Raw genomic sequence first — 13,373 nt, 5'->3', positions numbered from 1 at the left:
TGCCGTCGTGGTTGGATTATTGTTTTGAATACGAGGCGGTCGCAACCAGGAACATCAACAATCACAACAACACTGCTTGCCTGTGAAATCTTGGTGACTGTGGTGCGTATTCAAGGCGATGTGCCATCACGAAGAAGAAACAGCCGCATGGACGCAGCATTTTCAGCTTGTCAGAGGAGGCCAACCGGCCTCCTCTTTTGCTGTTGGGCTGCACAGGGATTTGGCGCACCGCTTTGCAAGGTGTCGCTGGTCGACTACACTCAACAACTTTCGCAAACTGCGAGTCGATATCGCCGCATGTTCAAAGGATTTACCCGCTTTCTGCAGAGCCCTGGCGAGCACCTCAGGTCACTCTTCGGCCCCGAGGATTCTGCCGCCGGCGAACTGGCCGGCCCGCGGATCATTCCCCGTAGCGAGCACCCCGTATCGCGCCAGCACTTCAGTGAGTCGGCGCTCAAGGTACTCTACCGCCTGCATAACGCCGGCTATGAAGCCTACCTGGTCGGCGGCTGCATTCGCGACTCGCTCCTCGGCAGGATGCCCAAGGACTTCGATGTCGCCACCGATGCCACGCCGGAGCAGGTACGCGAGCTGTTCCGCAACTCGCGGATCATCGGCCGCCGCTTTCGCATCGTGCATGTGCGCTTCGGCCGTGAAGTCATCGAGGTCACCACCTTCCGGGGCAGACCCAACGACGACCATGGCGACCATCTCGCCCAGCAGTCCGAGCACGGCCTGCTGCTTCGCGATAATGTCTGGGGCAATATTCAGGAAGATGCGATACGTCGCGACTTCACCATCAATGCGCTCTACTACAGCATCGCCGACTTCTCGATCCACGACTTCGCCAGCGGTGCTCGCGACATCGAGACCCGCACCCTGCGCATGATCGGCGATCCGACGACACGCTACCGGGAGGACCCGGTGCGCATGCTGCGCGCCATCCGCTTCGCCGCCAAGCTCGACTTCAATATCGCGCCAGGCTCCGAGGCGCCGATCCAGGAGCAGGCCCACCTGCTGCTGCAGATCCCCCCCGCCAGGCTGTTTGACGAGATACTCAAGCTGTTCATGGCTGGCCACGGGGTCGAAACCTTCCACATGCTTCGCCACTATGGCCTCTTCCCCATGCTGTTCCCCGAGACGGAAGAAGCCATGGCCGAGCTGACCTGGGCCACTGGCCTGATCGAGGCAGCCCTCGCCAGCACCGACAAGCGTATCCGCGAAGAGCGCCCGGTAACGCCGGCCTTCCTGTTTGCGGCACTGCTGTGGGGGCCCGTACAGCTGCGCCAGGCGGCTCTGGAGAAAGAGGGCATGCCACCCGTGCCCGCCCTGCAGCTGGCGTCCCAGCAGGTGCTGTCGCGCCAGCTGAAGCACATTTCGATTCCCAAGCGCTTCAGCATGCCGATGCGCGACATCTGGGACCTGCAGCTACGCCTGCCCCAGCGTCGCGGCAAACGAGCACTGCAGACCCGTGAGCACCCGCGCTTTCGCGCCGCCTACGATTTCCTGCTGCTGCGGGAAACGTCCGGCGAGCTAGAACCCGGACTCGGCGACTGGTGGACCGCCTACCAGGAGGGCGATGAGCACGAACAGCTGCGCCTGCTGGAGAAGGCCGGCGCCAGTGCCACCGCCACGCCTGGGGATCGCCCCAAGCGACGCCGGCCCCGCAAGCGACGCCGGCGTAGTGCTCCCCCCGATAACCCGTGATGCTCCCGGTTGACGTCTATGTGGGGCTCGGCAGCAATCTTGACGACCCCGCATCACAGGTGAACCGGGCGCTCGAGACCCTCGGCGCGCTGCCGTTGACTCAACGGGTAGGCGTTTCAAGCCTCTATGCCAGCCGTCCCGTCGGGCCCCAGGACCAACCCGACTACATCAATGCCGTGGCCCATCTGGCGACGCGCCTTTCACCGCTGGCCCTGCTCGATCAACTTCAGGCACTGGAACAGCGCCATCGACGCGTTCGCCGACGCCACTGGGGCCCCCGCACCCTGGACCTGGACCTGCTATTGTTCGGAAAACGGGTCATTGAGACGCCGCGGCTGCGCGTCCCCCACCCCGAAATGAGCGCGCGGCCCTTCGTCATGGTTCCCCTCGCCGAACTGGCGCCAGCGCTGACCCTACCCGATGGCCGAAGCATCACCACTCTGGCCGAGCCACTGAGGTCACCGGACCTGATCAGAGTGTTACCCGACCACCCAAGATAAGTGTTACCTATCGACACTGCGCCCGCATTCTGGTAACAATCACGCGCAGTGAAAGGCGGTGCGGAGAACGCCGCGCCGACCCGAGGACAACATGAGAGCACGCCATGAAAACCGTCACCCTGAGCACGCTACAGGCCCATAAGCGCGCAGGCGAAACCTTCAGTTGCCTGACGGCCTATGACGCCTCCTTTGCCCGGAGCGCGTCCGAGGCCGGCATCGAAGTGCTGCTGGTCGGTGATTCCCTGGGCATGGTCCTGCAGGGTCATGCCAGCACTCTTCCGGTCACCCTGGACGACATCTGCTACCACACCCGCTGCGTGGCACGTGGCAAGGGCCCAAGCCTGCTGATGGTCGACCTCCCTTTCATGAGCAACTCCAGCCAGGAGCGTCTGCTTCAGGATGCCGGTGCGCTGATGCGGGCCGGTGCCGAACTGGTCAAGATGGAAGGCGAGGCCTGGATGGCCGATGGCATTCGCGAGCTGACACGCCGGGGGGTGCCCGTGTGCGCCCACCTGGGGCTGACCCCACAGACCGTCTATCAGCTCGGCGGCTACAAAGTACAGGGCCGTGACACCGAACGCGCCACACAGATCCTCGAGGATGCCCGCACCCTCGTGGCAGCCGGCGCCTCGGTGATACTGCTGGAGTGCGTACCGGCCAGCCTCGGCCGTGCCATCACCGAGGCGCTGGACGTCCCGGTGATCGGCATCGGCGCCGGCTCCGATACCGATGGCCAGATACTGGTGATGCATGACGTGTTGGGCGTGACCCACGGCCGCGTGCCGCGCTTCGTCAAGAACTTCATGGCGGAGGCCGACGACATCCCTGACGCCTTCCGTCGCTATCACGAGGACGTCAAGGCGCGCCGCTTCCCGGCCGAGGAGCACAGCTTCTAGCACCCCTCGCGATCCCCTGGAGCCCCTGATGCGTACCCTGAGAGACATCCCTGAGCTGCGCGAAACCCTTGGTGGATACCGCCGACGCGGCCAGCGTATCGCCCTGGTTCCGACCATGGGCAGCCTTCACGCCGGCCACCTCGCCCTGGTGGAGGCAGCCCGCCGCCACGCCGACGTGGTGGTGGCGACGATCTTCGTCAACCCGCTTCAGTTCGGCCCCAGCGAGGACCTGGATGCCTACCCTCGCAGCCTGGCCGACGACCAGGCCAAGCTCGAGGAGGCGGGCTGCGACCTGCTGTTTGCCCCCGACACGACCATGCTCTACCCCCGCGGTCTCGAGGAGCAGACCCGGGTCTGTGTGCCCGCCGTCAGCGAGGGGCTCTGTGGCGGCGCAAGACCCGGCCACTTCGACGGCGTCTCTACCGTGGTGAGCATCCTGTTCAATCTGGTGCAGCCCGACACGGCCTGCTTCGGTGAAAAGGACTACCAGCAGCTGGCGGTGATTCGCAAGCTGGTGGAAGACCTCCACTTCCCCGTCGAGATCGTCGGCGTACCCATCGTGCGTGCCGAAGATGGCCTGGCACTCTCCTCCCGCAACGGCTACCTCGACCCCGACCAGCGCGCCACCGCGCCCCGACTATACCGGACGCTCTGCGAGCTGCGCGACGCCCTGGAGGCCGGCGAACCCGTCGCCACCAGCCTGGAGGCGGGCCTGGCCCGGCTGCGGGAAAGCGGTTTCGAGCCGGACTACCTTGAGCTGCGCACCCATGACCTGGCGCCTGTCACCGAGACTAGCCGCGACGTCGTGCTCCTCGCCGCCGCCCGCCTGGGCCCGACTCGCCTGATCGACAACCTGACCCTGACCCTGCCGCGCTAAGGCGGCATTCAATGTGCGCCCTGTGCACCGTATTCCGGAGGAAGCTGCTTCCATGTACACCATCATGCTCAAGGCCAAGCTCCACATGGCTCGCGTCACCCATGCCGTACTCAACTATGAAGGCTCCTGTGCCATTGACGGTGACCTGCTGGACCTGTCCGGTATCCGCGAGAACGAGCAGATCCAGATCTATAACGTGGAAAACGGCCAGCGCTTCACCACCTACGCCATCCGCGCCGAGGAAGGCTCCCAGGTCATCTCCATCAACGGTGCAGCCGCCCACCTGGCCGGCCCCGGGGACCGCGTGATCATCTGCAGCTATGCCCACTACAGCGAGGCCGAACTGGACAATCATCAGCCGGCGCTGGTCTATCTGAAGGAAGGCAACGACGTCAGCCACACCAGCAACGCCATCCCCGTTCAGCTCGCCTGATGAGCAGCCGCACCCTCCGCGGGCTGCTCGCCGGCCACGATCCCATGGGCTGCGGCATGGAACAGGGACGCTGACTGACGAATTTCACCCTATTGGGGCATTGCCGCAGCGCACAAGCGTCGCCTATGCTGACAGGGCTACCGTCTGCGACCGATTTCAGGAGTGTTTCTTATGCAAGATGTGGTGATCGTTGCCGCCCGCCGTACCGCCGTGGGGGCCTTCGGTGGCTCTCTGGCCGGCATTCCCGCCAGCGACCTGGGTGCTCTGGTGATCAAGGACATCCTCGCCAGCACCGGCGTTTCCGGAGACCAGGTCGATGAAGTTCTCCTGGGTCAGGTCCTGACCGCCGGCGTGGGCCAGAACCCCGCTCGCCAGGCTGCCATCAAGGCCGGCCTGCCCGACACCGTGCCGGCCATGACCATCAACAAGGTCTGTGGTTCGGGCCTCAAGGCGCTGCACCTTGCCACCCAGGCGATCCGCTGCGGTGACGCCGAGCTGATCCTCGCCGGTGGCCAGGAGAACATGTCGGCATCTCCGCACGTGCTGCCCAATTCGCGCAACGGCCAGCGCATGGGCGATTGGAAAGCCATCGATACCATGGTCCACGACGGCCTGTGGGATGCCTTCAACAACTACCACATGGGTATCACCGCCGAAAATCTGGCCGAGAAGTACGAGATCACCCGCGAGCAGATGGATGAGTTCGCCGCGGCTTCCCAGCAGAAGGCCGCCGCCGCCATTCGCGATGGCAAGTTCAAGAGCCAGATCGTGCCGGTAGAGATTCCCCAGCGCAAGGGCGACCCGGTGGTCTTCGACACCGACGAGAACCCGCGCGAAGTGAGCGCTGACAAGCTCGGTGGCATGCGCCCCGCCTTCAAGAAGGATGGCACCATCACCGCCGGTAACGCCTCCGCGCTCAACGACGGTGCCGCCGTAGTGATGATCTGCTCCGCCGAGAAGGCCAAGCAGTTGGGCCTGGAGCCTCTCGCTCGCATCGCCGCCTACTCCAACGCCGGCGTCGACCCGGCCATCATGGGCATCGGCCCGGCACCGGCCACCCGCCTCTGCCTGGAGAAGGCCGGCTGGTCGCTGGACGACCTCGACCTGGTCGAGGCCAACGAAGCCTTTGCCGCCCAGGCCCTGTCGGTGAACAAGGAGCTGGGCTGGGATGTCTCCAAGGTCAACGTCAACGGCGGCGCCATTGCCCTTGGCCACCCCATCGGCGCCTCCGGCTGCCGCGTGCTGGTGACCCTGCTGCACGAGATGATCGCCCGCGACGCCAAGAAGGGCCTGGCGACCCTGTGTATCGGTGGTGGGCAGGGGGTGGCACTCGCCATCGAGAGGTAAGCGCGCGTCCACCGCATGAGCGGCGCCGCAGTCTCCGCCGAGGCGCCTGGCGGCGCCAGTCGCGATGGGAACTCGGAGCGCCGAACCGAGCGCTCCTACAGCGCCTCTTTCCACCAGCGGTGCCACGCAGCTGTAGGAGTAGCTTTAGCTCACGACTGGAGGCTGAAAGCCTCCCGGCGGTGTTGCCTATGTTGGCGGTATAACTGGCGCCGCAGTCTCCGCCGAGGCGCCTGGCGGCGCCAGTCGCGATGGGAACCAGCGCTCCTACAGATGCTTTCTCAGCCGACGGTGCTGAAGAACCAAAAAAACCGCCCCCATGGCCAGGCCATGGGGGCGGTTTTGGTTGGAACCCTGGCTGTCTCAGACGACAGGTTCGGCTTCCGCCGCTTCGAAGGCGGCCTTCTCTTCCGAGGTGATCTCCTTGATGGAGAGCTTCACCCGGTTGCGGTTGTCGATATCGAGCACCTTGACGATGACCTCGTCTCCCTCGTTGAGGAAGTCGCGGACGTCGTTGACCCGCTCGGGCACGATCTGCGAGATGTGAACCAGGCCGTCGGTCCCCGGCATGATGTTGATGAAGGCACCGAAGTCGGCGATACGTACCACCTTGCCACGGTAGAGCTTACCGATTTCCGCCTCGGCGGTGATCGCCAGTACGGTATCGATGGCCTTCTTGGCCGCCGCCTTGTCCTCGGCATAGATGCGCACGGTACCATCGTCGTCGAGATCGATGGAGGCGCCGGTGTCTTCGCAGATCTTGCGAATGGTGGCACCGCCCTTGCCGATGACGTCGCGGATCTTGTCCGGATCGATCTTGATGGTGGCCATGGAGGGGGCGTTCTCGGACACCTCGGCACGGCTCTGGGCGATCACGTCGTTCATCTGCTGGAGGATATGCAGGCGGGCCTCATTGGCCTGCTGCAGGGCGACCTCCATGATCTCCTCGTTGATCCCCTCGATCTTGATATCCATCTGCAGGGCGGTCACACCGGCCGCCGAACCGGCCACCTTGAAGTCCATGTCGCCCAGGTGATCCTCGTCGCCCAGGATATCGGTCAACACGGCAAAGCCGTCGGCATCCTTGACCAGGCCCATGGCGATGCCCGCCACCGGTGCCTTCATCGGCACGCCGGCGTCCATAAGTGCCAGTGAGGAACCGCACACGGATGCCATGGAGCTCGAGCCGTTGGACTCGGTGATCTCGGAGACCACACGGATGGTGTAGGGGAAATCCTCGGACGAAGGCAGCATGGCCTCGATGCTGCGACGGGCCAGGCGGCCGTGGCCGATTTCGCGACGCTTGGGCCCGCCCATGAAGCCGGCTTCACCCACGCAATAGGGGGGGAAGTTGTAGTGCAGCATGAAGCGATCCTTGCGCTCACCCTCCAGCGACTCGATCAGCTGGGCATCGCGCAGGGTACCCAGGGTGGCGATGACGATCGCCTGGGTCTCGCCGCGGGTGAAGATCGACGAACCATGGGTCTTGGGCAGACTACCCACTTCGATATTCAGCGGACGCACGGTCTTCTGGTCGCGACCGTCGATACGCGGCTCACCCTTGACCACGCGGGAGCGCACCACCCGCTTCTCCAGCGCGGCGAAGGCACCCTTGACCTCGTCGGCATCGAACTTGCCTTCCTCTTCACCGGCGAGCTGCTCGACGGCCTCGGCCTTGAGTGCCGACAGGGCGTCCTGACGAGCCATCTTGTCGGTGACACGGTAGGCCTCGCCCACCTTGGCTTCGAAGCCCTGCGCAACGGCTTCCTTGAGGGGCGTGTTCTCGGCGGGCGGCTGCCAGTCCCACTTCGGCTTGCCGGCCTCGGCTGCCAGCTCCTCGATGGCCTTGATGGCGACCTGCATCTCCTGATGGCCATAGAGCACGGCGCCCAGCATCTCGTCCTCGAGCAGTTCCTTGGCCTCTGACTCCACCATCAGCACCGCTTTCTCGGTACCGGCGACGACCATGTTCAGCTCGGAGTTGGCGAGCTCCTCCACGGTGGGGTTGAGGAAGTAGCCCTTCTCCTCGTCGAAGCCGACCCGCGCGGCACCCAGGGGGCCGTTGAACGGCACGCCGGCGATGCACAGCGCCGCGGAGGTGCCGAGCATGGCGGCGATGTCCGGGTCATGGTTGCGGTCGGTGGAGAGCACGGTACAGATCACCTGCACCTCGTTCATGAAGCCCTTGGGGAACAGCGGGCGAATCGGGCGATCGATCAGGCGGGAGGTGAGCGTCTCCTTCTCGGTGGGACGCCCCTCGCGCTTGAAGAAGCCGCCGGGGATCTTGCCGACAGCGTAGGTTTTTTCCTGATAGAACACCGCCAGGGGGAAGAAGTCCTGCCCTGGCTTGAGCTCTTTCTTGGCGACGACGGTACACAGCACCACGGTATCGTCCATGGTGACCATTACGGCACCGTTGGCCTGGCGGGCGATGCGCCCGGTTTCCAGGGTGACGGTGCTGCGACCGTACTGAAACGTTTTCTTGACCGGATTCACGGCGGTTTCCTTCAACTTTTCGATGTCTGGGTCGTTTTGACTCGGCGACTATTTTAGGGGTTGACGCGCGCGAGGGCCACCGGTTAGCGATATTTCGACAGGGCAGTCGCGATATATCTCCCCGACTCGTGGGACTATGCCGGCGGCAGGCCTGCGAGGAGGCGCTGTGAACCCATCCCTGGGCGCTACTTTTGCCTTCCATGGCAAAAGACCTCCTCTTCGGCCTGCCCCCGGCGTCCCTCGCGATTCGGCAGCCGTAAACGCAAAACGGGCAGCCCCAAGGGCTGCCCGTTCACAATGGCGCTGGAAAACGTCGATTAACGACGCAGGCCCAGACGCTGGATCAATGCCTGATAGCGTTCGAAATCCTTGCGCTTCAGGTAGTCAAGCAGCTTGCGGCGCTGGTTGACCATGCGGATCAGGCCACGACGTGAGTGGTGATCCTGCTTGTTAGTCTTGAAGTGATCCTGCAGGCCGTCGATGTTGGCGCTGAGCAGGGCTACCTGCACTTCGGGGGAACCGGTGTCGTTGTCACCACGACCGAATTCATTGACGATTTCGGCCTTCTTTTCGGCGGTAAGTGCCATCTGTCTCTCCAGTAAGCAATATGCCTGAGTCATGAATGTCGGAGACCACGCATATTTGCAGTCTCCACGCCTGCACCCTAAGGCGCTGGTCTCACACCGAGTCCGCCGTGGCGGTACTCAGCAGGCGACGGGGGGCGATTTCCCCTGTCGCCCTGACCACGCCGAGACCCACAAAGGTCCCGTCGTGGTAGAGTCTTGTCGTCTCGCCGGGCGCCATGGCGCCCGGCGAGACGACGGCCGACTGCCCGTGCTGCAGCCGCGTCACGGCCTCAACATCAAGCTCCAGGGACGGCAGATGCGCAACCAGCACATCCACCGGCAAGAGCCTTGCCTCGAGGTCAGCCTGGTCGGGCCGGGCCTCCAGTCCATCGAAGGCCACCATCTCGCTGGCATCGAAGGGGCCGGTCTTGAGGCGCCGCAGCGCGGTGATATGGGCGCCACATCCGAGCGCCCGACCGATGTCTTCGGCCAGGGTGCGGATATAGGTGCCCTTGCTGCATCGCACTTCCAGCGTGAAGGCATCGCCGTCGTGGGCCAGAAGGCGCGCATCATACACCGTCACGCGTCGGGCTGCACGCTCCACCGTCTTGCCCTCGCGGGCCAGTTCGTAGAGCTTGCGTCCCTGATGCTTGAGCGCCGAGTACATGGGCGGAACCTGTTCGATCTCGCCGCGAAACCGCGCCAGCACCGCCTCAATGTCCGCCTCGCTCAGTGCCGGCACCGCCTGGCGTTCGACCACTTCTCCCTCGGCATCGCCAGTGTCGGTCACCACACCCAGCTGGACGCGGGTGCGATAGACCTTGTCGGCCTCCAGCAGGAACGAGGAAAACTTGGTCGCCTCGCCGAAGCAGACCGGCAACAGCCCGGTCGCCATGGGATCGAGGGTGCCAGTGTGGCCCGCCTTCTGCGCCTGGAACAGGCGCCGGGCACGCTGCAGGGCATGATTGCTCGACGCCCCCTGGGGCTTGTCGAGCAGCAGCACCCCGTTGACCGGCAGACCACGGCGACGACGCGCCATCAGTCCTTCTCGTCCTCGTTGCCGCCGCGCGTCTGGCCGTCACCGACGTCGCCGTCGTGATTGCCGGCAGCTTCGCCTTCCTCGGCCTCGTTACGGGCACGATCGCGAGAAACCGCCTCGTCGATCAGCGACGACAGCCGCTGGCCACGCACCACGCTCTCATCGTAATGAAAGCGCAGCTCCGGGACGTGGCGCAGCTTGATCCGCCGGGCCACCTGGCTGCGCAGGAAACCCGCGGCCTGCTTGAGCACCTTGAGATTCTCCCGGATGCGTTCGGGATCCTCCTCGCCCAGCAGGGTCACGTGAACGTCGGCATAGCCGAGGTCACGGCTGACCTCGACGCCGCTCACCGTGACCATCCCCAGGCGCGGGTCCTTGACCTCGCGCTGGATCAGCACCGCCAGCTCCTTCTGCAGCTGATCGCCGACACGGTCGGTACGCTTGAATTCGCGCATGCTCGACTCCTCGGCCGGTTAGAGCGTCCGCTCGACCTTGACCTGATCGAAGACTTCGATCTTGTCGCCAACCTGGACGTCATTGTAGTTCTTCACGCCGATGCCACACTCCATGCCATTCCGCACTTCGTTGACATCGTCCTTGAAGCGACGCAGGGACTCGAGCTCGCCTTCGTAGATGACCACGTTGTCGCGCAGCACGCGGATCTTCTTGTTGCGATGCACGCTGCCCTCGACCACCATGCAGCCGGCCACGGCGCCGATCTTCGGTGCGCGGAAGACGTCACGAACCTCGGCTACGCCGACGATCTCTTCCTTCCACTCCGGTGCCAGCATGCCGCTCATGGCCTGCTTGACCTCGTCGATCAGCTGATAGATCACGCTGTAGTAGCGCAGATCGAGGCCTTCACGCTCGATGATCTCACGGGCGGCCGCATCGGCACGGACGTTGAAGCCCACCACGATGGCCTCGGAGGCCAGCGCCAGGTTGGCATCGGTACCGGTGATGCCGCCCACGCCGGAAGAGACCACGGCCACTTCGACTTCGCCGGTGGAGAGCTCTTCCAGGGCGCCCTTGATGGCTTCCAGCGAGCCCTGCACATCGGCCTTCAGCACGATGTTGACCTTGGCCACCTCGTCCTGGCCCATCTGGCTGAACATGTTCTCCAGCTTGGCCTTCTGCTGACGCGCCAAGCGCACTTCGCGGTACTTGCCCTGACGGAAGTTGGCGACCTCGCGGGCCTTCTTCTCGTCGGCCACGACCATGAAGTCGTCACCGGCATCCGGGGTACCGTCGAGACCCTGGATCTCCACCGGCATCGCCGGACCCACGGCATCGACCTGCTGGCCGAGCTCGTTGGTCAGCGCACGCACGCGGCCGTAGTGCAGGCCGGCAAGGACGATGTCGCCCTTGCGCAGGGTACCGTTCTGGACCAGCACGGTGGCCACCGGGCCGCGGCCCCTGTCGAGGCGCGACTCGACCACCACACCCTTGCCGGGCGCTTCGGGCACCGCCTTGAGCTCGAGGACCTCGGACACCAGCTGGATCGCCTCCAGCAGCTCCTCGATGCCCTCACCGGTCTTGGCCGAGACGTGGACGAATTGCGTATCGCCACCCCAGTCCTCGGAAATGACCCCATGCTGGGAAAGCTCGTTGCGGATACGGTCGAAGTCCGCGCCTTCCTTGTCGATCTTGTTGACCGCCACCACCATCGGCACTTCGGCAGCCTTGGAGTGCTCGATCGCCTCGATGGTCTGGGGCATGACGCCATCGTCGGCCGCCACCACCAGGATGACCACGTCGGTGGCCTTGGCACCGCGTGCACGCATGGCGGTGAACGCCGCGTGGCCCGGGGTGTCGAGGAAGGTCACGCCGCCGTGCTGGTCTTCCACGTGATAGGCGCCGATATGCTGGGTGATGCCGCCAGCCTCACCGGTCGCCACCTTGGCCTTGCGGATATAGTCGAGCAGCGAGGTCTTGCCATGGTCGACGTGCCCCATGACCGTGACCACCGGCGAACGGGTAATTTCTTCGCCTTCATAGGAGATGCCGGAAAGCACTTCGGTTTCCAGCGCATCGTCCTTGACCAGCTTGGGCTTGTGGCCCATTTCCTCGACCACAATGGCCGCGGTGTCCTGGTCGATGGTCTGGTTGATGGTCACCGCCGCACCCATGGTGAACATCGCCTTGATGACCTCGTTGGCCTTGATCGACATCTTGTCGGCGAGCTCGGCAACGCTGATCGACTCCGGGATGGAGACTTCGCGCACGATAGGCTGAGTTGGCTTCTGGAAACCGTGCTGGCCACCGCCCTGCGAGCCACCGCGACGACTACCACGGCGCTCGGAGCGCTTGGCCTTCTTGGCGGCGCCACCGCGACGGCGCTCCTCGCGATCGCCACGATCCTCATCGTCACGACCCCGCGTCTTCTTGGCAGCCGTCTTCTTCGGCGGCGCCGTGCGACGATCGCTGCGACCCTCCTTGGGCGGAGCCGGGGGCTCTGCCGAAGGCTCTGACTGCTCCAGCTCGGGGACCGGGATCTGCGGCACCTCGGCGGCTTGGCAGGCTGTTCGGTAGGTGCGGGCGCTGCGGCCTCGGCCTTGGCGGCCTCTTCACGGGCCTGGCGCTCGGCGGCACGCTCCTTGGCGTCCTCGGCATCCTGAGCTTCGCGCTTGGCCCGTGAATCCGCCATGTCGCCTACCAACTGGCGCGGACCGGCATCCTCCGCCGGCTCGGGGGGCGGCGCCTCATCCTCGGCACGCTTGACGTAGGTGCGCTTCTTGCGCACCTGCACCTCGATGGTCTTGCCCCGCTCGCCGGTCTTGATGCGGCTCCTGGTCTTGCGGGTCAAGGTAATGCGATTCTTGGCCCCCGCAGCACCGTCGCCACCATGGCTCTTGGTGAGATAGTCGAGCAGCTGACGCTTGTCCTCCTCGGACACCGCATCAGTCTCCGCCTTGTGCTCAAGCCCGGCTTCTTTCATCTGTTCCAGCAGGCGGGGGACGTCGCGCCCTACCTTCGCTGCAAAATCTTTAACGGTCATTTCTGACATGTTGACCCTCCTCAGCCCGTGACCCGTTTACTGTTCGTTCTCGAACCAGGGCGCACGGGCAGTCATGATCAGTGATGCAGCGCGCTCCTCGTCCATGCCCTCGATGTCCATCAGATCGTCGACGGACTGCTCGGCGAGGTCCTCCATGGTGACAATGCCGCGGCTCGCCAGAATGAAGGCCAGATGACGCTCCATGCCCTCCATTTCCAGCAGGTCGTCGGCCGGCTGAGCACCGTCCAGCGCCTCTTCGGAGGCGATGGCCAGGTTCAGCAGTTCATCCTTGGCACGCGCGCGCAAATCTTCCACCAGTTCCTCATCGAGCTCCTCGATCTCGAGAATTTCCTCGAGGGGCACGTAGGCGATCTCTTCCAGCGTGGTGAAACCTTCCTCCACCAGCAGCCGGGCGAGGTCATCCTCGATATCCAGATGCTGAATGAAATGCTCGACCAGGCTATCGATCTCCTGCTCTCGCTTGTCTTCGGCCTCGTTCTCGGTCATGACGTTGATC

The 13,373-nt window shown here is 64.4% G+C and carries 11 protein-coding genes and 1 pseudogene; 6 read left to right on the top strand and 6 right to left on the bottom strand.

The genetic code is table 11. From position 1 onward, the window contains the following. Window positions 1-297 precede the first annotated feature (297 nt). The 6 genes from pcnB (at window position 298) to Q427_RS08565 (ending at window position 5,760) form a co-directional block, all read left to right on the top strand. Entirely contained in the window at window positions 298-1,707 is a 1,410-nt protein-coding gene (pcnB, locus tag Q427_RS08590; RefSeq protein WP_043512952.1) for a polynucleotide adenylyltransferase PcnB, read from the top strand. Continuing rightward, a complete protein-coding gene (gene folK, locus Q427_RS08585; protein WP_043512949.1) occupies window positions 1,707-2,207 on the top strand; it encodes a 2-amino-4-hydroxy-6-hydroxymethyldihydropteridine diphosphokinase in 501 nt (166 codons plus the stop codon). The genes pcnB and folK overlap by 1 nt, the downstream gene beginning before the upstream one ends. A gap of 104 nt (window positions 2,208-2,311) precedes the next feature. Beyond that, window positions 2,312-3,103: a 3-methyl-2-oxobutanoate hydroxymethyltransferase gene (gene panB / locus Q427_RS08580; RefSeq protein WP_043512946.1), complete on the top strand. Its 792-nt coding sequence runs from the start codon at window positions 2,312-2,314 to the stop codon at window positions 3,101-3,103. A 28-nt stretch (window positions 3,104-3,131) separates the two neighbouring features. Continuing rightward, window positions 3,132-3,980, top strand: a complete 849-nt coding sequence (panC, locus tag Q427_RS08575; RefSeq protein WP_043512943.1) for a pantoate--beta-alanine ligase — start codon at window positions 3,132-3,134, stop codon at window positions 3,978-3,980. Between the two features lie 52 nt (window positions 3,981-4,032). Next, window positions 4,033-4,413 carry an aspartate 1-decarboxylase gene (gene panD, locus Q427_RS08570; RefSeq protein WP_043512937.1) on the top strand — a complete coding sequence of 127 codons (381 nt, stop codon included), beginning with the start codon at window positions 4,033-4,035 and terminating at the stop codon, window positions 4,411-4,413. Window positions 4,414-4,584: 171 nt separating this feature from the next. Further along, window positions 4,585-5,760 (top strand): acetyl-CoA C-acetyltransferase, encoded by a 1,176-nt coding sequence (locus Q427_RS08565; protein WP_043512935.1) that lies wholly within the window; start codon window positions 4,585-4,587, stop codon window positions 5,758-5,760. A gap of 360 nt (window positions 5,761-6,120) precedes the next feature. Here Q427_RS08565 and pnp read toward each other — a convergent pair whose 3' ends face one another. The 6 genes and pseudogenes from pnp to Q427_RS08535 form a co-directional block, all read right to left on the bottom strand. Then, window positions 6,121-8,253: a polyribonucleotide nucleotidyltransferase gene (gene pnp / locus Q427_RS08560; protein ID WP_197030555.1), complete on the bottom strand. Its 2,133-nt coding sequence runs from the start codon at window positions 8,251-8,253 to the stop codon at window positions 6,121-6,123. Window positions 8,254-8,570: 317 nt separating this feature from the next. Then, window positions 8,571-8,840 carry a 30S ribosomal protein S15 gene (gene rpsO, locus Q427_RS08555; RefSeq protein ID WP_043512930.1) on the bottom strand — a complete coding sequence of 90 codons (270 nt, stop codon included), beginning with the start codon at window positions 8,838-8,840 and terminating at the stop codon, window positions 8,571-8,573. A 91-nt stretch (window positions 8,841-8,931) separates the two neighbouring features. Further along, on the bottom strand, window positions 8,932-9,858 hold the full coding sequence (truB, locus tag Q427_RS08550; protein ID WP_043512927.1) for a tRNA pseudouridine(55) synthase TruB: 927 nt from the start codon (window positions 9,856-9,858) through the stop codon (window positions 8,932-8,934). Further along, on the bottom strand, window positions 9,858-10,313 hold the full coding sequence (rbfA, locus tag Q427_RS08545; RefSeq protein ID WP_043512924.1) for a 30S ribosome-binding factor RbfA: 456 nt from the start codon (window positions 10,311-10,313) through the stop codon (window positions 9,858-9,860). Before rbfA ends, truB begins: the two co-directional genes overlap by 1 nt. Before the next feature lie 18 nt (window positions 10,314-10,331). After that, window positions 10,332-12,865: pseudogene (gene infB / locus Q427_RS08540) on the bottom strand (translation initiation factor IF-2). A 27-nt stretch (window positions 12,866-12,892) separates the two neighbouring features. Further along, window positions 12,893-13,373 (bottom strand): helix-hairpin-helix domain-containing protein (locus Q427_RS08535; protein WP_043512920.1); only part of this gene is annotated, 481 nt, incomplete at its 5' end.

This window comes from Halomonas sp. BC04 (assembly GCF_000568385.1).
The sequence above is the reverse complement of the archived record's forward strand: the minus strand, read 5'-3'. Positions and strand labels throughout refer to the sequence as shown.